At 70.1% G+C, this 22903-nt stretch carries 20 protein-coding genes; 12 read left to right on the top strand and 8 right to left on the bottom strand.

Annotation, left to right across the window (positions count from 1 at the left end; genetic code table 11):
• Nucleotides 1-7 precede the first annotated feature (7 nt).
• The 5 genes from ASC98_RS14690 (at nucleotide 8) to ASC98_RS14710 (ending at nucleotide 5785) form a co-directional block, all read left to right on the top strand.
• Nucleotides 8-1495 (top strand): sugar ABC transporter ATP-binding protein, encoded by a 1488-nt coding sequence (locus tag ASC98_RS14690; RefSeq protein WP_056807269.1) that lies wholly within the window; start codon nucleotides 8-10, stop codon nucleotides 1493-1495.
• A 1-nt stretch (nucleotide 1496) separates the two neighbouring features.
• Entirely contained in the window at nucleotides 1497-2561 is a 1065-nt protein-coding gene (locus ASC98_RS14695) for an ABC transporter permease (protein ID WP_157598052.1), read from the top strand.
• A gap of 84 nt (nucleotides 2562-2645) precedes the next feature.
• Nucleotides 2646-3596, top strand: coding sequence for a substrate-binding domain-containing protein (locus ASC98_RS14700; RefSeq protein ID WP_056807275.1), 951 nt, complete (start codon nucleotides 2646-2648; stop codon nucleotides 3594-3596).
• Nucleotides 3597-3621: 25 nt separating this feature from the next.
• The gene (locus ASC98_RS14705; RefSeq protein WP_056807277.1) at nucleotides 3622-4620 is read left to right on the top strand and encodes a sugar phosphate isomerase/epimerase; all 999 of its coding nucleotides are present in this window, start codon (nucleotides 3622-3624) and stop codon (nucleotides 4618-4620) included.
• A 13-nt stretch (nucleotides 4621-4633) separates the two neighbouring features.
• A complete protein-coding gene (locus tag ASC98_RS14710) occupies nucleotides 4634-5785 on the top strand; it encodes a Gfo/Idh/MocA family protein (protein WP_056807280.1) in 1152 nt (383 codons plus the stop codon).
• Nucleotides 5786-5794: 9 nt separating this feature from the next.
• On the opposite strand, the gene ASC98_RS14715 is transcribed toward ASC98_RS14710, so the two are convergent.
• Entirely contained in the window at nucleotides 5795-6760 is a 966-nt protein-coding gene (locus ASC98_RS14715) for an inositol monophosphatase family protein (RefSeq protein WP_056807283.1), read from the bottom strand.
• Between the two features lie 117 nt (nucleotides 6761-6877).
• Here ASC98_RS14715 and ASC98_RS14720 point away from each other — a divergent pair, with 117 nt between their 5' ends.
• Together ASC98_RS14720 and cysE are read left to right on the top strand one after the other, a co-directional pair.
• Nucleotides 6878-7597 (top strand): RNA methyltransferase, encoded by a 720-nt coding sequence (locus ASC98_RS14720; protein WP_056807286.1) that lies wholly within the window; start codon nucleotides 6878-6880, stop codon nucleotides 7595-7597.
• 85 nt (nucleotides 7598-7682) lie between these two features.
• Nucleotides 7683-8447, top strand: coding sequence for a serine O-acetyltransferase (cysE, locus tag ASC98_RS14725; RefSeq protein ID WP_056807289.1), 765 nt, complete (start codon nucleotides 7683-7685; stop codon nucleotides 8445-8447).
• A gap of 6 nt (nucleotides 8448-8453) precedes the next feature.
• On the opposite strand, the gene mog is transcribed toward cysE, so the two are convergent.
• Together mog and yjgA are read right to left on the bottom strand one after the other, a co-directional pair.
• Nucleotides 8454-9041, bottom strand: a complete 588-nt coding sequence (gene mog / locus ASC98_RS14730) for a molybdopterin adenylyltransferase (RefSeq protein WP_056807344.1) — start codon at nucleotides 9039-9041, stop codon at nucleotides 8454-8456.
• Complete coding sequence (gene yjgA / locus ASC98_RS14735) at nucleotides 9031-9615, bottom strand: ribosome biogenesis factor YjgA (RefSeq protein WP_235581276.1); 585 nt, start codon at nucleotides 9613-9615, stop codon at nucleotides 9031-9033. Before yjgA ends, mog begins: the two co-directional genes overlap by 11 nt.
• Nucleotides 9616-9750: 135 nt before the next feature.
• Here yjgA and pmbA point away from each other — a divergent pair, with 135 nt between their 5' ends.
• A complete protein-coding gene (gene pmbA, locus ASC98_RS14740) occupies nucleotides 9751-11139 on the top strand; it encodes a metalloprotease PmbA (protein ID WP_056807294.1) in 1389 nt (462 codons plus the stop codon).
• A 127-nt stretch (nucleotides 11140-11266) separates the two neighbouring features.
• Nucleotides 11267-12349 (top strand): TRAP transporter substrate-binding protein, encoded by a 1083-nt coding sequence (locus ASC98_RS14745; protein WP_056807297.1) that lies wholly within the window; start codon nucleotides 11267-11269, stop codon nucleotides 12347-12349.
• Here the strand turns inward: ASC98_RS14745 and ASC98_RS14750 are convergent.
• Nucleotides 12346-13455: a lipocalin-like domain-containing protein gene (locus ASC98_RS14750; RefSeq protein WP_056807300.1), complete on the bottom strand. Its 1110-nt coding sequence runs from the start codon at nucleotides 13453-13455 to the stop codon at nucleotides 12346-12348. The two genes, ASC98_RS14745 and ASC98_RS14750, sit on opposite strands and share 4 nt — an antisense overlap.
• 57 nt (nucleotides 13456-13512) lie before the next feature.
• On the opposite strand from ASC98_RS14750, the gene ASC98_RS14755 reads away from it, so the two are divergent.
• The 3 genes from ASC98_RS14755 to ASC98_RS14765 are packed head-to-tail and all read left to right on the top strand — an operon-like array spanning nucleotide 13513 to nucleotide 19133.
• Nucleotides 13513-17154, top strand: a complete 3642-nt coding sequence (locus tag ASC98_RS14755) for a DEAD/DEAH box helicase (protein WP_056807303.1) — start codon at nucleotides 13513-13515, stop codon at nucleotides 17152-17154.
• The gene (locus ASC98_RS14760) at nucleotides 17155-18204 is read left to right on the top strand and encodes a histone deacetylase family protein (protein WP_056807306.1); all 1050 of its coding nucleotides are present in this window, start codon (nucleotides 17155-17157) and stop codon (nucleotides 18202-18204) included.
• Entirely contained in the window at nucleotides 18201-19133 is a 933-nt protein-coding gene (locus ASC98_RS14765; protein WP_056807311.1) for a GNAT family N-acetyltransferase, read from the top strand. Before ASC98_RS14760 ends, ASC98_RS14765 begins: the two co-directional genes overlap by 4 nt.
• Here the strand turns inward: ASC98_RS14765 and ASC98_RS14770 are convergent.
• The 4 genes from ASC98_RS14770 to ASC98_RS14785 form a co-directional block, all read right to left on the bottom strand.
• Nucleotides 19075-20268: an acyltransferase family protein gene (locus tag ASC98_RS14770; RefSeq protein WP_056807314.1), complete on the bottom strand. Its 1194-nt coding sequence runs from the start codon at nucleotides 20266-20268 to the stop codon at nucleotides 19075-19077. The genes ASC98_RS14765 and ASC98_RS14770 overlap by 59 nt on opposite strands.
• Before the next feature lie 98 nt (nucleotides 20269-20366).
• Nucleotides 20367-21071: a LytTR family DNA-binding domain-containing protein gene (locus ASC98_RS14775; RefSeq protein ID WP_056807316.1), complete on the bottom strand. Its 705-nt coding sequence runs from the start codon at nucleotides 21069-21071 to the stop codon at nucleotides 20367-20369.
• Entirely contained in the window at nucleotides 21059-22111 is a 1053-nt protein-coding gene (locus tag ASC98_RS14780) for a sensor histidine kinase (RefSeq protein WP_056807320.1), read from the bottom strand. Before ASC98_RS14780 ends, ASC98_RS14775 begins: the two co-directional genes overlap by 13 nt.
• 132 nt (nucleotides 22112-22243) lie before the next feature.
• Nucleotides 22244-22492 carry a hypothetical protein gene (locus ASC98_RS14785; protein WP_056807323.1) on the bottom strand — a complete coding sequence of 83 codons (249 nt, stop codon included), beginning with the start codon at nucleotides 22490-22492 and terminating at the stop codon, nucleotides 22244-22246.
• Nucleotides 22493-22903 lie beyond the last annotated feature (411 nt).

A 22903-nucleotide genomic window follows, 5' to 3' on the forward strand; every position in this document is an offset into this window, starting at 1 on the left:
GGTTGTCATGAGCCTGCACGTTGCCTTCGGCGAGGTCACCAAGGACTTCGGCCCGGTGCGCGTGCTGCACGGCGTCAGCTTCGAGATCGAGCCGGGCCGCGTCGTCGGCCTGCTCGGCGAGAACGGCGCCGGCAAGTCGACGCTGATGAAGATCCTGTCCGGCTACGAGGCCGTCAGCGACGGCGAGCTGCGCATCGACGGCACGCCGCAGCGCTTCGCGAACTCGCGCGAAGCCGAGCGCTGCGGCATCGTGCTGATCCACCAGGAGTTCAACCTGGCCGAGGACCTGAGCATCGCGCAGAACATCTTCCTCGGCCACGAGCGCCGCCGCGGCTGGCTGCTCGACGATGCGGCGATGCGCGACGAAGCGCGCCGCGTGCTGCAGCAGGTGGGCCTGCAGGCCGACCCCGACACCCGGGTGCGCGAGCTGATCGTCGCCGAGAAGCAGCTGGTCGAGATCGCGAAGGCGCTGTCGCGCCAGGCGCGGCTGCTGATCATGGACGAGCCGACCGCGACGCTGACCCCGGGCGAAACCCAGCGCCTGTTCGCGCTGATCGCGCAGCTGAAGGCCGACGGCGTCACCATCGTCTACATCTCGCACAAGCTCGACGAGGTGGAGCGCATCACCGACGAGATCGTCGTGATGCGCGACGGCCGCTTCGTCACCCGGGCGCCGACCGCCGGGCTGTCGCGCCAGCAGATGGCCAACCTGATGGTCGGCCGCGAGCTGTCGGACATGTTCCCGGCGAAGTTGCCGGTGGCCGGCGCGCGCCCGCCGTTGCTGAAGGTCGAGGGCCTCAGCGTGCCCGGCTGGGCGCACGACGTGAGCTTCGAGGTGCGCCCGGGCGAGATCCTCGGTTTTGCCGGGCTGGTCGGCGCCGGCCGCACCGAGATGTTCGAAGGCTTGCTGGGCCTGCGGCCGCACCGTGTCGGCCGCATCGAGCTCAATGGGGAAGAGCGCAAGCTGCGCAGCCCGCGCGACGCGGCGCAGCACGGCCTCACCTACCTGAGCGAGGACCGCAAGGGCAAGGGCCTGCACGTGCGGCTCTCGCTGCGCGACAACCTGACGCTGATGGACCTGGCGCGCCACACGCACCCGCTGCTCGACCCGGCCTCCGAGGAGCGCGCGCTGCAGCAGGCGGTCGCTGATTTCGGCATCCGCACCCGGGATCTCGGCAGCCGGGCGTCGTCGCTGTCCGGCGGCAACCAGCAGAAGCTTGCGATCGCGAAGGTGCTGCAGCCGCAGCCGCGCGTGGTCGTGCTCGACGAGCCGACGCGCGGGGTCGACGTCGGCGCCAAGCGCGACATCTATTTCCTGATCCAGCGCCTGGCCGAGCAGGGCCGCGGCGTGGTCGTCATTTCATCCGAGCTGATCGAGCTGATCGGGCTGTGCCACCGCGTCGCGGTGATGCGCGCCGGCCGGCTGCAGGCCACGCTGTCGGCCGAGCACCTGACCGAAGAGGAGTTGATAGCGCATGCCACCGGAACGCACTGAAATGACGACCCCTCGTCCGTCGGGTACGCCGGCCGATCCGCCGGGGGGATCCGGGCCGGCTTGGGGCGGCCCGGCGCTCGGCCCGGTTGCGTCTGCCAGCAGCGCGCGCCGCTGGACCGTGAAACTGCAGACGGCCGGCCCGTGGCTCGGCCTCGTGCTGCTGTGCATCGCCGGCACGCTGCTGAACGGCGATTTCGCGACCTGGGACAACGCGATGAACGTGCTGACCCGCACCGCCTTCATCGGCATCATCGCGGTCGGCATGTGCTTCGTGATCATCAGCGGCGGCATCGACCTGTCGGTCGGCTCGATGGCGGCGCTGATCGCCGGCAGCATGATCCTGCTGATGAACGGCATCGCCGCGCAGGTCGGCTCGCCGCTGCTGACGGTGGCGATCGGCATCGTGTTCGCGCTCGCGCTCGGTGCGGTCTTCGGCCTCGCGCACGGGCTGCTCGTCACCAAGGGGCGCATCGAGCCGTTCATCGTGACGCTGGGCACGCTGGGCATCTTCCGCGCCTACCTCACGTACCTGGCCAACGGCGGCGCGATCACGCTCGACGGCAAGCTGTCCGACGTGTACAGCCCGGTCTACTACGGCAGCCTGCTCGGCGTGCCGTTCCCGATCTGGGTGTTCGCCGCGGTCGCGCTGGTCGGTGCGCTGATCCTGAACCGCACCGGCTACGGCCGCTACGTGCAGGCGATCGGTTCGAACGAGCAGGTCGCGCGCTATGCGGCGGTCAACGTCGACCGCATCAAGGTGCTGACCTACATGCTGCTCGGCGTGTGCGTCGGCGTGGCCACCGTGCTGTACGTGCCGCGGCTGGGCTCGGCCTCGCCGACCACCGGGCTGCTGTGGGAGCTGGAAGCGATCGCCGCGGTGATCGTCGGCGGCACCGCGCTGAAGGGCGGCGAAGGCCGCATCACCGGCACCGTGGTCGGCGCGATCCTGCTCTCGGTGATCAGCAACATCCTGAACCTCACCAGCATCATCAGCGTGTACCTGAACGCCGCCGTGCAGGGCGTCGTGATCATCATCGTCGCGTTCCTCCAGAGGGGGCGGCGCTAGAACCATTTCACCCGGCCGGCAACGGCCTTGTTCCGCAGAGACCCCGATCGAGTCCCGATCGACACACAACAGGAGACGAGTTCCATGAAGTTCATTCCCCGCATCGTCATCGCGCTCGCAGCCCTCGCGGCCGGCACCGGCGCGTTCGCCCAGGACAAGGTCGTGATGGGCGTGTCCATCCCGGCGGCCACGCACGGCTGGGCCGGCGGCGTCGTCTACTGGGCCAACCGCACCAAGGCGGAGCTCGAGAAGGCCCACCCCGGCCTGCAGGTGATCGTGAAGACCGCCGGCTCGGCCTCGGAGCAGGCCAACCAGGTGCAGGACCTGCAGACGGTCAACAAGATCAACACGCTGGTGATCCTGCCCTTCGAATCGGCGCCGCTGACGCAGCCGGTCGCGCAGGTCAAGGCCAAGGGCGTGTACGTGACGGTGGTCGACCGCGGCCTGACCGACACCAGCGCGCAGAACGCCTACGTGGCCGGCGACAACCCCGGCTTCGGCAAGGTGGCCGCCGAGTACATGGCCAAGGCCATGGGTGGCAAGGGCAACGTGGTGATCCTGCGCGGCATCCCGACGGTGATCGACAACCAGCGCGTCGATGCCTTCAACGCGGTGATGAAGACGCATCCGGACATCAAGGTGCTGGACGCCAAGCACGGCAACTGGAACCGCGACGATGCCTTCAAGGTGATGCAGGACTACCTGACGCGCTTCAAGCAGATCGATGCGGTGTGGGCGTCGGATGACGACATGGCGGTGGGCGTGCAGAAGGCCATCGAGCAGGCCAAGCGCAGCGACGTGAAGCTGGTGATCGGCGGCGCCGGTTCGAAGGACTACATCAAGAAGGTGATGGACGGCGACAAGATCGTCAGCGCCGACGTGACCTACTCGCCCAGCATGATCGCCGACGCGATGAAGATGACGGCCGAGGCGCGCGTGAAGGGCGCCGCGATGCCGGCCACCACGATCATCCCGTCGGTGCTGATCACGAAGGACAACGCGGCCAAGTACTACGTGCCGGATTCCCCGTTCTAACCTCCCGTTCCAAGGAGAGCTGACCATGGCCAGACCCGTCACCCTGTTCACCGGCCAGTGGGCCGACCTGTCGCTTGCCGAACTGGCGCCCCTCGCGAAATCGATGGGCTACGACGGGCTGGAGCTCGCCTGCTGGGGCGACCATTTCAACGTGCAGGAGGCGCTGCAGTCGGAACGCTACGTGGCCGACAAGCGCCGGCTGCTGGAGCAGCACGGCCTGCAGTGCTTCGCGATCGGCAACCACCTGACCGGCCAGGCGGTGTGCGACCTGATCGATGAGCGGCACAAGGCGATCCTGCCGGCCCATGTGTGGGGCGACGGCGAGCCCGAGGGCGTTCGCCGGCGCGCCGCGAAGGAGATGCAGGACACCGCGCGCGCCGCCGCGAAGTTCGGCGCGAAGACGGTGACCGGCTTCACCGGCTCGTCGATCTGGCATGCGCTGTATGCCTTCCCGCCGACGAACCAGGCGTTCTGGAACCGGGGATTCGAGGATTTCGCGGCGCGCTGGACGCCGATCCTCGACATGTTCGAGGAGGTCGACGTGAACTTCGCGCTCGAGGTGCACCCGACCGAGATCGCGTTCGACGTCGCGAGCAGCCAGCGCGCGATCGACGCGGTGAAGGGCCATGCGCGCTTCGGCTTCAACTTCGACCCGAGCCACCTGGGCTACCAGGGCGTCGACTACGTCAAGTTCCTGCGCAGCTTCGGCCCGCGCATCTTCAACGTGCACATGAAGGACGTGTGGTGGGGCAAGGGCGACGGCACGGTCGGCGTGTTCGGCGGCCACACCAGCTTCGGCGACGCGCGGCGCTTCTGGGATTTCCGCAGCGTCGGGCGCGGCATGATCGACTTCGAGGGGATCATCGTCGCGCTGAACGACATCCGCTATGCCGGGCCGCTGAGCGTCGAGTGGGAAGACAGCCGCATGGACCGGGTGCACGGGGCCACCGAGAGCGCGGCGTTCTCGCGCCGGCTCGATTTCAAGCCGTCGGCGCGTGCGTTCGACGCGTCGTTCGAGAAGTGACAAGGGGCTGCTGATGCGCAAGCTGCGATATGCGATGGTCGGTGGTGGCCGGGGTGCGTTCATCGGTGCGGTGCACCGCAAGGCGATGGCGCTGGACGGGCAGATCGAGCTGGTGGCCGGCGCGCTGTCGGCCGATGCCGAGCGGGCGCGCGCCTCGGGGCGCGACCTCGGGCTGGCCGACGCGCGCAACCACGGCAGCTGGCAGGCGCTGCTCGACGACGAGCTGAAACGCCCGCGCGGCGAGCGCATCGATTTCGTCAGCATCGTCACGCCGAACCATGTGCACTTCGAGGTGGCGAAGGCCTTCACCGAGGCCGGCATCCACGTGGTGTGCGACAAGCCGCTGGTGCACACCAGCGAGCAGGCGCAGGCGCTGATCGCGGCGCGCGAGCGCAGCGGCACGGTGTTCGGCGTCACGCACAACTACACCGGCTACCCGATGGTGCGGCAGGCGCGCGAGATGGTGCGCAGCGGCGAGCTCGGGCAGATCCGCAAGGTGATCGTCGAATACAACCAGGGCTGGCTCGCGACGCAGCTGGAGGCCGGCGACCACAAGCAGGCCGACTGGCGCGTCGACCCGGCACGCAGCGGCATCGTCGGCGCGATCGGCGACATCGGCACGCATGCCGAGAACCTGGTCGCGAGCGTCTGCGGGTTGGAGATCGAAGCGCTGTGTGCGGATCTCACGGCCTTCGTGCCGGGCCGCCGGCTCGACGACGACGGCAACCTGCTGCTGCGCTACAAGGGCGGTGCGCGCGGCGTGATGATCGCGTCGCAGATCGAGATCGGCGGTGAGAACGACCTGCGGCTGCGGGTGTTCGGCACGCAGGGCTCGCTCGCCTGGCACCAGGAGGATCCGAACCTGCTGGTGCATGCCTCGCTCGACGGCCCGAAGCGCCTGCTGACGCGCGGCTCGCCGTGGCTGGGCGACGCGGCGAAGAAGGCGTCGCGGCTGCCCACCGGTCACCCGGAGGCCTTCATCGAGGCGTTCGCGAACCTCTACCTCGGGGTGGCCGAGGCGATCGTCGCGAAGGAAGAGGGGCGGGCGCTCGCGCCGCTGGAGGGCGACTTCCCGTCGCTCGCCGATGGCGCGCGCGGCGTCAAGTTCATGGAGAAGACGGTGGAGTCGAGCCGGTCCACCGCGAAGTGGACGGCCTGGGACTGACGCGACCGATCAGCCTTTCAGGTCGGCCTTGCGGATCCGCACAGCCTTCTTCTTCTCCGGCTCGGCCGGCTTGGTGGCCGTCGCCGCCAATGCCGACTCCGGCGTCAACGCATGCTCGGGCACGCCCTCCGCCGCGGCGGCCGCTGCCGGCGCGCCGTCATCTGCCTTGATCACCCGCGTGTACGGCGCCAGGATCCCGACCATCTGCCCGTAGATCTTCGGGTTGCCGGCCACCACCTCGCGCTGGTACATGAAGTCGGCTTCGCCGGTGAAGTTGCCGATCAGCCCGCCTGCTTCGGTGATGATCAGCGAGCCGGCGGCGATGTCCCACGGGTTCAGGCCGGTCTCGAAGAAGCCGTCGTAGAAGCCGGCCGCCACGTAGCACAGGTCGAGGGCCGCGGCGCCCGGGCGGCGCAGCCCGGCGCAGTTCTGCATCACCTCCTCGAACATCTTCACGTAGCGCTTGAAGTTGTCGCCCTTGCGGAACGGGAAGCCGGTGCCGATCAGCGAGTCCTGCATGCGCGTGCGCTTGGACACGCGCAGCCGCTTGTCGTTCAGGAACGCGCCGCGGCCCTTCGACGCGTAGAACAGGTCGTTGCGCGTCGGGTCGTAGACCACCGCCTGCTGGATCTGGTCGCGGAACGCGAGCGCGATCGACACCGCATAGACCGGAAAGCCGTGGATGAAATTGGTGGTGCCGTCCAGCGGATCGATGATCCAGACGTATTCGCTGTTCTTCGCACCGTGCGTGCGACCGGACTCTTCGGCCAGGATGCCGTGGCCGGGGTAGGCCGTCAGCAGCGTCTCGATGATGGCCTGCTCGGCCATCTGGTCCACCTCGGTCACGAAGTCGTTGGGCGACTTGGTGTTCACCTTCAGCAGGTCGAGGTCGAGCGAGGCCCGGTTGATGATCGCGCCGGCGGCGCGTGCGGCCTTGATGGCCACGTTGAGCATGGGATGCAGTGCTTGCGACATGAGGCGCCCTGAAGGGTGAGAGGCAGACGGAGGTGAGAAAGAGCGTGCAGCGCCCGGGGCGCTGCGGATAATCGCGGATTTTAGCCGTTCGTCCCTGGGGAAATCCCCGAGCCACCGATGTCCGCCGACAGCACCCGCTTCATCCTGCTCAACACCAGCCACTACGGCAACATCGGCGCCACCGCGCGCGCGATGAAGACGATGGGCTTCTCCGACCTGGTGCTGGTCGCACCGCGCTTCGCCGATGCGCTGGTGCACGAGGACACCGTCGCGATGGCCAGCGGCGCGGCCGACGTGCTGGTGCGCGCCCGCGTCGTCGCGAGCCTGGCCGAGGCGCTCGACGGCGTCAGCTACGCCTGCGCCACCGCGATGACGCCGCGCGATTTCGGCCCGGCGACGCACGCGCCGCGGCCGCTGTTCGCCGAGCTCGCGCGCAGCGAGCACCGGGTGGCCTTCGTGTTCGGCTCCGAGCGCTTCGGCATGGCGAATGACGACGTCTACCGCTGCCACGCCTGCATCAGCATCCCGACCCACCCCGACTACGGTTCGCTGAACCTCGCGCAGGCGGTGCAGCTGCTGGCCTACGACTGGCGCCAGGCGCTCGGCGGTTTCGATGTGACGCCGCGCGTGCCGGACGCGACGCTGGCCGACGGCGCCCAGGTGCAGGGCCTGCTCACGCACTGGCAGCAGGCGCTCGCCGAGATCGGCTTTCTCGACCCGGCCGCGCCGAAGAAGCTGATGCCGCGGCTCAACCAGCTGCTGAACCGGGCGGAACTCAGCGCGGAAGAAGTGCACATCCTGCGCGGCATCGCCCGCGCCATCCAGCGCGGCCACTGAGCCCGCGCGCTTGCCCCTGACGGCCATGGACTTTCAAGCTGCCAGATAAACTGGCCGGCCCAGGTCCCCGGCCTCACCCCACCCCATGTTCGACCGCCTCCGAGAAGACATCGCCTGCATCCTCGAGCGCGACCCCGCCGCGCGCAGCACCTGGGAGGTCCTCACCTGTTACCCGGGCCTGCATGCGCTGCTGATGCACCGCTGGTCGCACGCCTGCTGGAAGCACGGTTGGCATTGGCTGGCGCGCTTCATCTCGCACCTCGGGCGCTTTTTCTCCGGCATCGAGATCCACCCCGGCGCGACGATCGGCCGGCGCGTCTTCATCGACCACGGCATGGGCATCGTGATCGGCGAGATGGCCGAGATCGGCGACGAATGCACGATCTACCAGGGCGTGACGCTCGGCGGCACCTCGCTGGTGAAGGGCGCCAAGCGGCATCCGACGCTCGGGCGCGGCGTGATCATCGGCGCCAACGCCTGCGTGCTCGGCGGCTTCACGGTCGGCGAGGGCGCGCGTGTCGGTTCCGGCGCGGTGGTGACGAAGCCGGTGCCGGCAGGTGCGACCGCGGTCGGCAACCCGGCGCGCATCATCCTCGCGAAGGACGATCCGTCGCAGGCCGCGGCCGACAATGCGAAGGGCTTCTCGGCCTACGGCGTGACCCAGGGCGACGACCCGGTGTCGCAGGCGATGAAGGGGCTGATCGACAACGCCTCGGGCCACGAGCACCAGATCGCGCTGCTGTGGGCGGCGATCGAGAAGCTGTCGCCGGCGAAGGCGGATTGCGTGCCCGTCGATGCGCAGAAGGCGGAGCACTTCGACGCCGAGCGGATGAACCAACTCGTCAAGTGAATCCGGTCAGCGCTTCGGCCTGAAGGCCCGGCACACCGACTCGTCGGTCTCGATGAACGGCCCCCCGATCAGGTCGATGCAATACGGCACCGCCGCAAAGATCCCCGGCGCCGGCGGCGTGGCAGTCGGCAGCCCTTCCAGCGTCTCGGCGATCGACTTCGGCTGCCCCGGCAGGTTGATGATCAGCGCCTTGCCGCGCAGCACCGCGACCTGCCGCGACAGGATCGCGGTCGGCACGAAGCGCAGGCTGATCTGGCGCATCTGCTCGCCGAAGCCGGGCATCTCGCGGTCGGCCACCGCGAGCGTCGCCTCCGGCGTCACGTCGCGCGGCGACGGGCCGGTGCCGCCGGTGGTCAGCACGAGGTGGCAGTGCTTCGCGTCGACCAGCTCCATCAGCGTGTCGCTGATCTGCGCCTGCTCGTCGGGAATCAGCCGCGTTTCCCATTCGATCGGGTTGCGCAGCGCCCGGCCCAGCCAGGCCTGCAGCGCAGGCAGGCCCTTGTCCTCGTAGACGCCGGTCGACGCCCGGTCGCTGATCGACACCAGGCCGATCCGCACCGCGTCGAGCGGTGCGCGGGTGGGCTCAGTCGTCATCGCGCTCGCCCTCGCGATCGCCATCACCGCCGCCGTCACCGCCGCCATCATCGGCCAGCGTTTGCGCCTTGATGAACTGGAACAGCTCGCGGTACGCGCGGCCGCTGCGCTGCTCCGGCGCCACCGCGGCATCCTTGCGGGCCGCGCGGATCAGGCTGCGCAGCTGCTGCAGGTCGCCACCGGGGTGCTTCTGGGTCCACGCAGTCAAGGCGTCGTCGCTCGCGATCAGTTCGGCGCGCAGGCGCTCGGCCTCGTGCAGCGCCAGCGAATCCTTGGCCTGGCCGAGCTGCATCGCGAGGACGGCCTCGCGGATCGGCTCGACGTCGTTGCGCCGCATCAGCTTGCCGATGTACTGCATCTGGCGACGCCGCCCTTCGTGCGAGCGGGTGCGGCGGTATTCCATCACCGCGCCGATCAGCGACTCGGAGACCGGCAGCCCGACGATGCGGCTCTCGGGCAAGGCCGCCAAGGCCTCGCCCAGCGCCTGCAGTTCGTGCATCTCCTTCTTCAGCTGCGTCTTGCTGGGGCCGTCGTACTCATCGTCGTCCTCGGAGGAGGCAACGGGGTCGGGCACGTGATTCTTGGGAGTTCGAGGGGCCATGAGGGGAAACGAGGGCTGCACGGGCAAGGGCCTCGGTATGATAGCCCTCGCCCTCTGTTGCGCGCCCGCGGGGCCACCCCACGGCGGGCCGCCAAAAACACGAATCCCATGACCCAGCCCGCACTCACCACCCACGGTTTCGCGTATTCGCGCGAGCGCTTCCAGCAACTGGTCGAAGACGCGCTGTCGCTCGGCAAGACGCTCGGCGCCAGCGACATGGGGGTCGAGGTGTCCGAAGGCGCGGGGCTGTCGGTGTCGGTGCGCAAGGGCGAGATCGAGAACGTCGAACGCAACCGCGACAAGTCGATCGGCGTCACCGTCTACCTCGGCCAGCGCCGCGGCAATGCCAGCACATCGGATTTCTCGCCGGCCGCGCTCGAGCAGACGGTGAAGGCCGCCTACGACATCGCCCGCTTCACCGCCGAAGACCCGGCCGCCGGGCTGCCCGATGATGCCGACCTGGCCCTCGGCGAAGCCGCCACCCGCGACCTCGACCTGTTCCACCCGTGGGACATCGACGCCGCCGCTGCCGCCGAGATCGCGCAGCGCTGCGAGGCCGCGGCCATCGGCACCGACCGCCGCATCACCAATTCCGAAGGCGCCGGCGTGTCGGCGCAGCAATCGCACTTCTTCGCCGGCAACAGCCGCGGCTTCCGCGGCGGCTACGCCAGCTCGCGGCATTCGGTGTCGGTGGCGCCGATCGCGTCGCTGCCCGGCCGCGGTGGCGACGACATGCAGCGCGACGCCTGGTACAGCTCGATGCGCTCGCCGGCCGACCTGGCGAGCCCCGAAGCCATCGGCCGCTACGCCGCCGAGCGCGCGCTGTCGCGCCTGAAGTCGCGCAAGATCAAGACCTGCGTGGTGCCGGTGCTGTTCGAATCGACGCTCGCCACCGGGCTGCTTGGCGGCTACGTGCAGGCCACCAGCGGCGGCGCGCTGTACCGCAATTCCAGCTTCCTGCTCGACAGCCTCGGCAAGGAGGTGCTCGCGCCGCACATCGACCTGCGCGAGAACCCGCACCTGCGGGGCGGCAAGGGCAGTGCGCCGTTCGACGACGAAGGCGTCGTCACGCGGGTGCGCGACGTCGTCTCCGGCGGTGTCGTGCAGGGCTATTTCCTGTCGAGTTACTCGGCACGCAAGCTCGGCATGAAGACCACCGGCCATGCCGGCGGTTCGCAGAACCTGACCTTCACCAGCCGGCTGACGAAGCCCGGCGACAACCTCGACGAGATGCTGCGCAAGCTCGGCCGCGGGCTGTTCGTGATCGAGCTGATGGGGCAGGGCGTGAACTACGTGACCGGCGACTACTCGCGTGGCGCCGCCGGCTTCTGGGTCGAGAACGGCCGCATCGCCTACCCGGTGCACGAGATCACGATCGCCGGCAACCTGAAGCAGATGCTGAAGAACATCGTCGCGGTCGGCGCCGATGCGTACACGATGGGCACCAAGACCATCGGCTCGGTGCTCATTCCCGAGATGAAGATCGCGGGCCTCTGACGCCTGCGGCACGCACGCCGCGCGCGTGCGTAGTTTCGCTGACGGGGAAACACCGCAGTTTCGGACCCGGGGCGACTTCTAGAATCGCCCGGATCACCCGCATCACCCCATTCAAAGGAGACACCGCATGGAACGCCGTTCCTTCATCCGTCAAACCGGCCTCGCCGGCGTGCTGGCCGCCGGCATCGCGCCGGCCGTGGTGCATGCCCAGCAGGCGCTGCGCTGGCGCCTGGCCTCCAGCTTCCCGAAATCGCTCGACACGATCTACGGCGGCGGCGAGGTCTTCGCGAAGAAGGTCGGCGAGATGTCCGGCGGCAAGTTCCAGATCTCGGTGCACGCGGCCGGCGAGATCATGCCGGCCTTCGGCGTGGTCGACGGCGTGCAGAACGGCACCGTCGAGATGGCGCACACCGTGCCGTACTACTTCTTCGGCAAGGACGAGACCTTCGCGATCGGCGCATCGATCCCGTTCGGCCTGAACTCGCGCCAGATGACCGCGTGGATGCTCGAAGGCAACGGCCTGAAGCTGATGCGCGAGTTCTACCGCAACTACAACATCGTCAACTTCCCCGGCGGCAACACCGGCGCGCAGATGGGCGGCTGGTTCCGCAAGGAAATCAACACCGTCGCCGACATGAAGGGCCTGAAGTTCCGCATCGGCGGCTTTGCCGGCCGCATCATCGAACGCCTGGGCGCGGTGCCGCAGAACCTGCCGGGTGGCGACATCTACCCCGCGCTCGAGAAGGGCACGATCGACGCCGCCGAATGGGTGGGCCCGTACGACGACCAGAAGCTCGGCTTCAACAAGGTCGCGCCGCACTACTACTACCCCGGCTGGTGGGAAGGCGGCCCGCAGGTCGACCTGTTCATCAACACCAAGGCGTACGACGCGCTGACGCCGGAGTACAAGGCCATCGTCGAAGCCGCGTCGTCGCATGCACACGTCGACATGCAGGCCAAGTACGACGCCCGCAACCCGGGTGCGCTGAAGCAGCTGGTCGGTGCCGGCACCAAGCTGCATCGCTTCCCGAAGGACGTGATGGAAGCCTGCTTCAAGGTGTCGATGGACTACTACAGCGAGCTGTCGGGCAAGAACCCGGCGTGGAAGAAGGTCTACGAGGACTACAACAAGTTCCGCGCCGACCAGGTGCTGTGGTTCCGCTTCGCCGAAGCCGCGTTCGACGACTTCATGCAGGCGCAAAAACTCTAGGTGCGCAGGCGGCCGGCATAGCCGGTCATCTCGAGGTAGCCGAGTCCGAGCCTGCGGCCGGACTCGTCCGTCACCTCGCTGAGCCCTTCCCAGTAGAAGCCACCGGTGCTGCCACGGCTGTCGAGTTCCTGTTCGTCGAACAGGGCCCGCACCCGGTAGCGCCCGGCCGGCGTCTCGACCGTCCACTCGACCGGGTAGCTCGCCTGCGAGACTGGGCTGGCCCAGCGGCGGCCGGCGACAAAGCGCACGTCGTCGGGGCCGAAATTGCGCACCGGCCCGCCCGCCGCGCGGAAGCTTCCGCCGGCATAGAACTGCGTGCCGTCGGCGCGCCGGTGCCGCACCGCGGTCAGCGCGCTGCCGTCGTCGAGGTTGATGCCGATCCAGTCCCAGCCGACCGCTTCGTCGGCCAGCGCATGGTCGCTCCATTCGTGGTCGAACCAGGCCCGGCCCTGCACCGCAAGCGGTTTGCCGTCGAGCGTCAGCGTGCCGCTGGCGCGCAGCTGCGGCTCGCTGTAGTAGTGGCTCGCCTGGAAGGGCTTCGGGCCCTTGCGCGAAAAGCCGGCTTCGCCCTGCAGCAGCACCGGCTGCGTCGCCGCGAACGTGAGGTCGAACGCGAAGCCGCTGCGCTCGCTGGCCACGCGCGTCGTGTAGCGGCTCGCGTCGGCGGCGCCCGCGCGGCGCAGCGACCAGTCGCGCAGCAGCACGCCGGTGTCGCCCTCGGCAGCGTCGGCAATGCCGAAGCCGGCGCGCGCGATGCGCTGGTCGTGCCGCTGGCGGCGGCCCGCGACGTCGCCGACCACCGCGTGCGCGAACACCAGCTGCTGCGCGGCGAACCGGCTCGGCGACGCCGCCAGTCCCGTGGCCGAGCGGAAGAAGGTGACCTGGAAGCCGTACAGCGCGGGGGCAGCGGTCGCGGCCTGAGCCTGCAGCCAGCCGGTGGCATACCACCATTCGGTGCGCGTCGCCGGGTGGGCGCCGAAGTCGGCCGGGAAGACCAGCGGGCGCGGGCGTACGCTGGTGTCGGTCGGCGCGGCGAAGGCCGTCTCGGGCGACCCCAGTGGCGACACCGCGGCCCCGGCCATGGCGATGAATTCGCGTCTTTGCATGGGGCGCGAGCATCGCATGGTTGAGCCGGCCGGCTGAACGACAATGGCCCGCAGCCCATGACCGAATTTTTCATTCCCCCCGAGTTCGATTTCGGCCAGCAGTTCGACCGCGTGACGCTGACGCGGGCGATGGCGCTCCAACCCGAGCAGGCGCTGCTGGCGATGCAGATCGACGGCCAGGCGCTGCTCACGCGCATGCGCGGCAGCGGCGCGCACGTGTACGAGCAGCGCATCGAGTTGCCGATCGACCGGCGCCTCGGCCTGCAGGTGCGCGGCGTCTGCTCGTGCCCGGTCGGGCTGAACTGCAAGCACGTGGCGGCCGCGCTGATGGCCTTCGAGGCGCTGGAGCTGCGCCGCCGCAAGAACCCCGACCTCGCGCCGCCGCACCGGCTCGACCCGGCTCCGACCCCCGCCGCCCGCGCCGCGCCGGTGCCGACGGCCGACGACTGGCCGCGCCCGGTGCGCCTGTGGCTGGCCGAGCTGGCCGACATCGCCGGCCGGCCGGTGCCGCCGCCGAGCACCGCCACCGCGCCGCAGCGCACGCTGATGTACGTGCTGAATGCGCGCGGCGGCACGCTGGTGCTGACGCTGCACCTCGGCAGCCTGCGCCGCACCGGCGAGCTCGGCTCGCACCGGCCGCATTCGCCGAGCGTGATCGACATGCTGCGCAACCGGCCCGCCTACCTGGTGCCGGCCGATCTGGAGATCCTCGCCGCGCTGCTGCCGCTGCTCGGGCCGAATGTCAACACCGGGTCGCTGCCGATGCGCGGCCGCGACGCGCTGGCGGTGGTCGAGCTGATCCTGCGCAGCGGGCGCGCGTGGATCGTGCCGCCGCTGCTCGGCGAGCTGCCGCACCCGCCCGGCGCGGTCGCGCGGCGCATCGACGAGCCGCTGCCGGTCTCGCTGCACTGGTTTGCCGACGAGGTGGGCGACTGGCACACGCAGTGGCGCGGCCCCGGCGACGAGCCGGTCGTGATCGTGATGCTGCCCGAGCCGCAGGCGATCGACCTCGGCGGGCTGACGCTGCGGCCGGCTGCGCTGCAAGGCGTGTCGCCCGATGCGCCCCTGGTCGACTGGCTGGCGCGCATGCCGCCGGTGCCGGCCGAGCTGCTGTCGAGCTTCACCGAGCGGCTGCAGGGCATCGCGGTGCAGCGCGGGGTGCAGCTGCCGGTGCCCGACGAGCAGGCACGCGCGCTGCGCAACCTCGGCATGCTGGCGCTGGTGCCGGTGTTGCGGCTGGGCACCTGCGTTGACGCCGCCTCCGAGGCGATGCTGCACCAGCGCTTCGGCACCCGCGCCAGCCGCCCGCTGGTCAGCGACCACGCGCCGCGCCAGGCTTCGGTGCAGCTGCTGCTGCGCTACCGGGTGCCCGGCATGCCGCCGGTGGACTACCACCTGCCGGCCGGGCATGCCGAGACGACCTTCCTCGACGCGACCCGCGTCAGCGGTGCCACCACCGCGCAGCTGACGCGCTTCGACCGCGATGCCGACGCCGAGTCCGCGGCGGTGCGCACGATGGTCGACCCGCTGCGCCTGCGGCCGTGGAGCCTGGCGGCGGGCGCGGCGATGCAGCGGCAGTCGAGCTTTGGCAGCGGCCGCATCGTCAGCGCCGGCTATGGCGTCGCGCTCGAAGGGCAGCCGATGATCTTCGTGCCGCAGCAGCGCGACCAGTGGCCGCAGCTGCTGACGCAGGAGGTGCCGCGCCTGAAGGAGCAGGGCTGGCTGGTCGAGATCGACGACGATTTCCCGTTCGAGCTGCACGAGGCCGACGACTGGACCGTCGACCTGCAGCAGGACCCGGGCAGCGAGTGGTTCCGCCTCGGCTTGAAGCTGACGGTCGAAGGCCAGCCGGTGAACCTGGTGCCGCTGCTGGTCGGCCTGGTGCAGAGCGGCTGGCTGAAGGTCGACAGCGCGCTGCGCGCCGGCACCGGCGAGGTGCTGGTGCCGTGGCCGGGCGAGACGCCGCCGTCGGCACCGCTGCCGCTCGGCGCGCCGGCGCGGCAGCGGCTGCTGCGCGTGCCGGTGCAGCGCATCGCGCCGCTGCTCGACTGGCTGCGCGGCGTGTTCGAGAAACCGACGATGAAGGCCGCCGACGCGAGCCTGCAGCTGTCGCGCTTCGACCTCGGCACGCTCGATGCGCTGACCGCCGGCGCGCGCGTGGTGGCGCCGCCGAGCCTCGATGCGCTGATCCGCGAACTGCGCGGGCTGGGCAACGGGAACGGGCTGCCGCCGGTCGAGCCGTCGCCGAACGTGCATGCGACGCTGCGCCACTACCAGCTCGACGGCCTGGCGTGGATGGACTTCCTGCGCCGGGCACGGCTCGGCGGCGTGCTGGCCGACGACATGGGCCTCGGCAAGACGCTGCAGACGCTCGCGCTGCTGCAGGGCGAGCTCGATGCCGGCCGGCTCGACAAGCCGTCGCTCGTCGTCGTGCCGACCAGCCTGGTCGACAACTGGCACACCGAGGCGCAGCGCTTCACGCCGCAGTTGAAGACGCTGGTGCTGCACGGCGCGCGCCGCATGCAGCACTTCGAGCGCCTCGGCCAGGCGCAGCTCGTGATCACCAGCTACCCGCTGGCCGTGCGCGACATCGACGTGCTGGCCGCGCAGGACTGGCACTACGTCGTGCTCGACGAGGCGCAGCGCATCAAGAACAGCCGCAGCCAGGCCGCGCTCGCGCTGAAGGGGCTGCGCGCGCAGCACCGGCTGTGCCTGAGCGGCACGCCGCTCGAGAACCACCTGGGCGAGCTGTGGAGCCTGATGGATTTCGTCTGCCCGGGGCTGCTCGGCAGCGAGCTGCAGTTCCGCGAGCGCTACCGCCAGCCGATCGAGAAGCGCCAGGACCAGCTGCAGGCCCAGCACCTCGCGCGGCGCGTGCGGCCGTTCATCCTGCGCCGCACCAAGCAGCAGGTGGCGCAGGAGCTGCCGGCGAAGACCGAGACGCTGCTGCGCGTCGAGTTGTCCGGTGCGCAGGCCGACCTGTACGAGACGGTGCGCGCGACGATGGACGAGAAGCTGCGCGACGCGATCGAGAAGCAAGGCTTGGCGCGCAGCCAGATCATGGTGCTGGACGCGCTGCTGAAGCTGCGCCAGGTGTGCTGCGACCCGCGGCTGCTGAAGGGCGATGCGCGCGAGGCCCAGGCGGCTGCCGGCAAGGCCGCTCCGTCGGCCAAGCTGGAGCTGCTGCTCGACCTGCTGCCCACGCTGGTCGAGGACGGCCGGCGCGTGCTGCTGTTCTCGCAGTTCACCGAGATGCTGGCGCTGATCGAGACCGAGCTGGCGCGGCTGAAGCTGCCGTACCTGATCCTCACCGGCGAGACCGACGACCGCGCCGGGCTGGTCGCGCAGTTCCAGCAGGGCGAGGTGCCGCTGTTCCTGATCAGCCTGAAGGCCGGCGGCGTCGGGCTCAACCTGACCGCGGCCGACACCGTGATCCTGTACGACCCGTGGTGGAACCCGGCGGTCGAGCAGCAGGCCATCGACCGCGCGTACCGCATCGGCCAGGACAAGCCGGTGTTCGTCTACAAGCTGCTGGCCAGCGGCACGGTGGAAGACAAGATGATCGAGCTGCAGGCCCGCAAGGCGGGGCTCGCGGACCTGCTGCTGAAGGGCGTGGCGAGCGATGCGGCGTTGAATGCGGAAGATTTCGACGACCTGTTCAAGCCGCTGTCCGATGGCGCGCCGAAGGAGGGTGGCTGAATGCTGATCGTCCACAACCCGGTGCATCACCTGCATGCCGGGCGCCACGAGATGTACCGCGGCCGGCTGGTGCCGTGCCACGAGGTGCCGGACCGGCTCGACCACGTGCTTGCCGAACTGCGGCGGCGCCCGCTCGGCGAACTGCGTGAGCCTGGCGAGGTACCGATGGAGGTGCTGCGGCGCATCCACAGCGGGCGTTATCTCGATTTCCTGTCGCGGGCCTGGGACGATTGGGTAGCGCTCGATCCGGCGAACGCGCAGGTCGACGCGCTGCCCTCGGTGTGGCCGGTGCGTGGCTTCCGCGACGACGTGCTGCCCGACAACTTCGCGGCGCGCATGGGCCTGTTCTCGTTCGATGCCGGCACGCCGCTGACGGCCGGCACCTGGCAGGCGGCGCGTGCGGGTGCCGCGTGTGCGGTGGAGGCGGCGCAGGCGGTCGCGAGCGGTGGCGAGCGCAGTGCCTTCGCGCTGACTCGCCCACCGGGCCACCACGCCGGCGCTGATTTCTTCGGCGGCTACTGCTTCCTGAACAACGCGGCGCTGGCTGCGCAGACGCTGCGCGACCGAGGCTTCGAGCGCGTCGCGGTGCTGGACGTCGACTACCACCACGGCAACGGAACTCAGAGCATCTTCTATGCGCGCGGCGACGTGCTGACGGTGTCGCTGCACGGCGATCCGCGCACCGAATACCCGTTCTACCTGGGCCATGCGGACGAGCGCGGCACCGGAGCCGGCGAGGGCTTCAACCTGAACCTGCCGCTGCCGCGCGGGACCGACTTCGCGCGCTGGCGCGTGGCGCTGGCTGCGGGCATCGATGCGATCGGCCGCTTCGGCGCGCAGGCGCTGGTGGTGTCGCTCGGCGTCGACACCTTCGAGGGCGACCCGATCTCCAGCTTCGCGCTGCGCAGCGCCGACTACCTGCAGGTCGGACGCGACATCGCCAGGCTGCAGCTGCCGACGGTGTTCGTGTTCGAGGGCGGGTATGCGGTCGCCGAGGTCGGCGTCAACGCGGTCAACGTGCTGGAAGGCTTCGAGAAGGGCGCTGCATGACATTCGAAATTCGGCAAGCGGACAGCGTGCGGCAGTTCGCGGCGGTGGAGACCGCGCCTGAACACGTCGACGACACCGCGCGCTACCTCGACGGGCTGTTCGCCTCGGGGTCGTCGCGCCCCGAGTGGTGCTTCGTCGCGTGGCGCGATAGCCGCCCCTGCGGGCGTGTCGCGTTCTGGGCCCTGCCGCGGGTCGGCCGGCCGCTCGACATCGTGCTGCTGAACCTGCCCTGGGAAGGCGAGGCCGATGCCATCGGACGGGCGTTGCTCGATGGCGCCCGCCGGGCAATGGCGGATGCCGGCCTGACGACCGTGGGCCACTGCCACGACCACCCGCCGCGCACGCCGCAATGGCAGACGCACGGCGACGCGCGGCTGGCCTTCCTGACCGGCCTGGGGTTCAAGACGCAGCGCGACACGCTGCGCTTCGAGACCGCGCCGGCGCCGGGCACCGCGGTCGACACCGGCGATCTGCGCCTGCGCGCGGCGACCCCGGAGGACGAGACGCTGCTGCGGCAGATGGTGGCCGCGGTGGCGGCGGCTTCGCGCGACCAGATCGACATCGAGACCGTCGCGGCGCGCGGCGCGGAAGCCCATGCGGCCGAACTGATCGCCGACCTGCGCAGCATGCGCGTGGACGCGGGCTGGTGGCAGATCGCGTTCGATGCGCAGGGCACGGCCGTGGGCCTGGTGCTGCCGGTGGCGGGCGCCGATTTCGGCAGCATCGGCTACATCGGCGTGCTGCCGGCTTACCGTGGGCGCGGCCATGTCGATGTGCTGCTGGCCGCCGGGACGGCCCTGCTGCGCGGAGCCGGCCTCCCGCGCCTGATCGCCGACACCGACCGCTCGAACACCGGCATGGCCCGGGCCTTCACGCGCGGCGGGTGGCGGCAGTTCGGCGAGCGTCGCGAGCTGCTGCTGCCGGCTTGAGCCCGAACCCGACCCGCAGCGGCCCGCTGCGCAGCGCGAGGCGGTAGCCGAGCCAGCCGAGCGCGAAGGTTGCGGCGACCAGCAGCGGCGCCTCGGCCCCGAACGGCAGCGCCCGCGGCAGCAGCGCGTGCGCCAGCAGGATGATCAGCGTCTGGTGCAGCAGGTAGAGCGGGAACACCGCTTCGGCGAGGGGCTTGCGCCATGGATGGTCGACGTTCCAGTGCCGGCGGGCGAAGCCGATGGCGGCGACGAGCGCGCCCCACTGCAGCACCGAGAACGCGAGCCCGCGCAGCCACGGCCACCCGGCTCCCGACATCAGCAGCCCTTGCAGCGCAAGCCAGCCGGCCCCGGCCGACAGCAGCGCCCACCAGCGCCAGCGCTGCGCGTCCTGCGCCAGGCTGTCGGCCTGCGCCAGTGCGGCACCGAACGCGAACATCGCCAGGTACTGGCCGTGCAGGAACCAGTCGTCGAGCAGCGCATGGGTGGCCGGGAAGCGGCGCGCCATCAGCAGGCGCCAAGCGAACAGCAGCGCGAGCGGCAGCCACAGCAGGCGCGGGCCGGCCAGTGCGCGGGCGCAGCCTTGCGCGATGCCGTGCAGAAGCCCGGGCCGCCAGCGCAGCGCGCCCCACAGCAGCAGCGTGTAGGCGAACAGGTAGGGCAGGTACCACAGGTGGTTCCAGGTCGGCAGCACCAAGCAGCCGTGCACCGCATCGCAGAAGCCGCTGCCGCCGCCGCGCAGGTAGAGCGGGATGAAGTCGAGGTAGCTGCCGGCGTAGCCGTAGCGGCGCTGCACTTCCAGCCAGGACTGCGGCGGCACGATCACCAGCATGCCGAGCAGCAGCGGCAGCAGCAGGCGGGCACTGCGTTGGCGCAGCCAGGCGAACGAGGGCGAGCGGCCGCTGCCCAGCATCAGCGCGGTGGCGGCGCCGGAGACGATGAACAGCAGGTCCATGCGCCAGGGCGAGCTGAGCATCATCCACGGCTCGAGCGCGGTGTGCCACTGTGGGCTCTTGATGTGCCAGTCCCAGCTCACGTAGTACATGCCCACGTGGTACGGCACCAGCAGCCCGAAGGCGGCGATGCGCAGCCAGTCGAGGTGGTACTGGCGCGCGGGTGGGGTCGGGCTGTCCGTCATGGCAGGGCCTTTCACGGGATGTGCGACCAGTCTGGGGCTTGGCGGCGCGCACGGACAGCGCGGCGGGACGAAGCGCCCCGGATGCGGGGCGAAGCGGATCAGCGCCTGGCGGCCAGGCTGGCAACCAGGTCCTCGCGGTACTGGCGGCTGCACGGTGCGGCCTGCCCGCCGCGCAGCGTGATGCGCGCATCGCCCTTGCCGAGTGGTTCGAGTTGCGTCACGTGGGCCAGCGCGACCGCGGCACCGCGGTGCGTGCGCACGAAGCCCGGGCCCAGGTCGGCGAGCAGGCCCGACAAGGTGCGGCGCAGCAGCGGCGCCCGGTCGGTGGTGTGCAGCACGACATAGTTGTCGGCGGCTTCCAGCCACAGGATGTCGGCCACCGCGACCAGCTGCGTGCGGCCGCGGTCGGCGACCAGCAACTGCGCCGGCTGCAGCGGCGGGCGCGGCACATCGAGCCGCTCGCGCAGCCGTTGCAGCGCCTGCGCGAGACGTTGCGGCTCGACCGGCTTCAGCAGGTAGTCGGCCGCAGCGGCGTCGAAGGCCTGCACCGCATAGCGGTCGTGCGCGGTGACGAAGACGATGGCGGGCGCCGGCTCGGGCAACGACGCGGCGATGTCGAGGCCGCTCGCACCCGGCATCTGCACGTCGAGGAACAGCGCATCGGGCGCCTGCGCGGCGATCGCCGCCAGGGCTTCTTCGCCGTCGCGCGCCTGGCCGATCACCTCGACGTCGGCGAACGCGAGCAGCAGCCGGCGCAGGCGCTCGCGCGCCGGGGTTTCGTCGTCGACGATCAGCACACGCATGGCAGCTCGACGCGGGCCAGCACGCCGCCGCCGTCGCGCGGCTGCAGCGTCAGCGAGGCGCCGTCGCCATGGCGGGTTCGAAGGCGCTGCTGCAGGTTGCCGAGGCCCACGCCCCAGGTGGGGCCATCGGGCGCAACAGGCAGCTCGCCGGCGTCGTCCTCGACCTCCAGGCGCAGGCGCGCATCGGCGCGGCGCGCGCGCACGACGATGCGGGTGGGCGCCAGGCGGCGCTCGACGCCATGGCGAAAGGCGTTCTCGAGCAGCGGCTGCAGCAGCAGTGACGGAACCTTGCACGGGTGGGCGGCCGGGTCGACGTCGAAGACGATCTCGACGCGTTCGGCAAAGCGCTCGCGCATGATCGATGCGTAGGCTTCGAGCAGCGTGAGCTCGTCGGCCAGCGTGGCCTCGGGCTGGCGCGCCAGGTCGGTGGCGGCGCGCAGCAGCGCGGCCAGGCGCATCAGCAGCGTGTCGGCCAGGGCCGGGTCGGTGTGGATCGTGGACGCGATCGTGTTGAGCGCGTTGAACAGGAAATGCGGTTCGATCTGCTGGGCCAGCTGCAGCAGCTGTGCGCTTTGCGCGAGCCGCCGTTCGCGTTCGAGCCGCAGCCGCGCCGAGGCCAGCGCCGCATGCGAGCGCAGCCCGAACACGATCGCGACGAACAGCAGGTAGAACATCGAGAACTTCAGCGCCTCGTAGCGGAACACCACCGGCCACGGGTCGTGCGTGTAGGGCTCGCCGGCGAGGGCATGGACCGCGTGGCGCAGCGCGAACACCGCCGCGATGAAGCAGGGCGTGGCCAGAGGCAGCCACGCCAGGCTCGCGGCGAACCAGCGCCACGGGCGGTTCAGCAGCGCATCGAGACGCCCGGCGCGCCGCCATTGCAGCCAGACGATCAGGCTGGACACCAGCATCGAGCTGCCTTCCCAGAGCAGCGGCTTCCAGACGGCGGTGCCGCCCTGGCGCAAGTGGTCCTGCACGCCGATGGTCAGCATCAACGCCCAGAACAGCCCCCAGGCGATGCCGAAGGCGAGACGCGGCATCACTGCCGCGTCGTCATGATCTCTGTCGTTGGGAAAAGAGGAGAGGGCCGTCATGCTCCCGCATTGTTGCCCCGGGGTCCGCCGGGCGCCACGGTTCGAGGGTGAACCGGGTCCGGGCGGGGGTGAGACGGATCAGGCTTCGGCCTTCGTCTTCGTGGTCTTCTTGGCAGCGGTGCTGGCGCGCGGGCCGTTGGCAAACAGGGCTTCGATCTTGGCGTCGTGCTCCATCAGGTCGGCGGCGACGCCGCGGAGCTTGTCGGCACGCGCGAACACGCGGCGTTGCAGCTGGGCGATGCCAGCCGACTGTTCAACGCGTTGCAGGACGGTACCGGGGTCAATGGTCGATTCGAAGGGGTTGTTGACGTAGGTCGTGTCGTACATCGGAGGTCTTCTCTTGTATGTTGGCTCTGTCGACGCCGACCGCTGTTTGCCACCAGACGGCCGGACGCGCCTCCCAACGGGGGCAGGGCGCGGATTCTCGCCGATGGCTCGCCGCCTGCGAAGCCCTGGATGTGGAATCGAGGGACTCTCGGTGTGTCGCGGCATTTCAGAGAAACCCGACTAAATCAGAGGGCTTATGGTGTTGACGATTCAAAAGGGTCTGTGCATAATCGTGGGCTTCGCTGATGACAAATCAACGAAGCGACCAAGACAACTGATTGGTTTCGGCGGGCGGCGAAAGCGGCGAGCGGAAAAAAATCAAAAACAAGTTGTTGAGGTTGAGCAAAAAGGTGCTACAGTCTAAGGCTGCGCTGAACGAGACAGATCGAACAGCAAAGCAAGACGGCGAAG

It is taken from the genome of Rhizobacter sp. Root1238 (assembly GCF_001425825.1).
Classification (GTDB): Bacteria; Pseudomonadota; Gammaproteobacteria; order Burkholderiales; family Burkholderiaceae_C; genus Rhizobacter.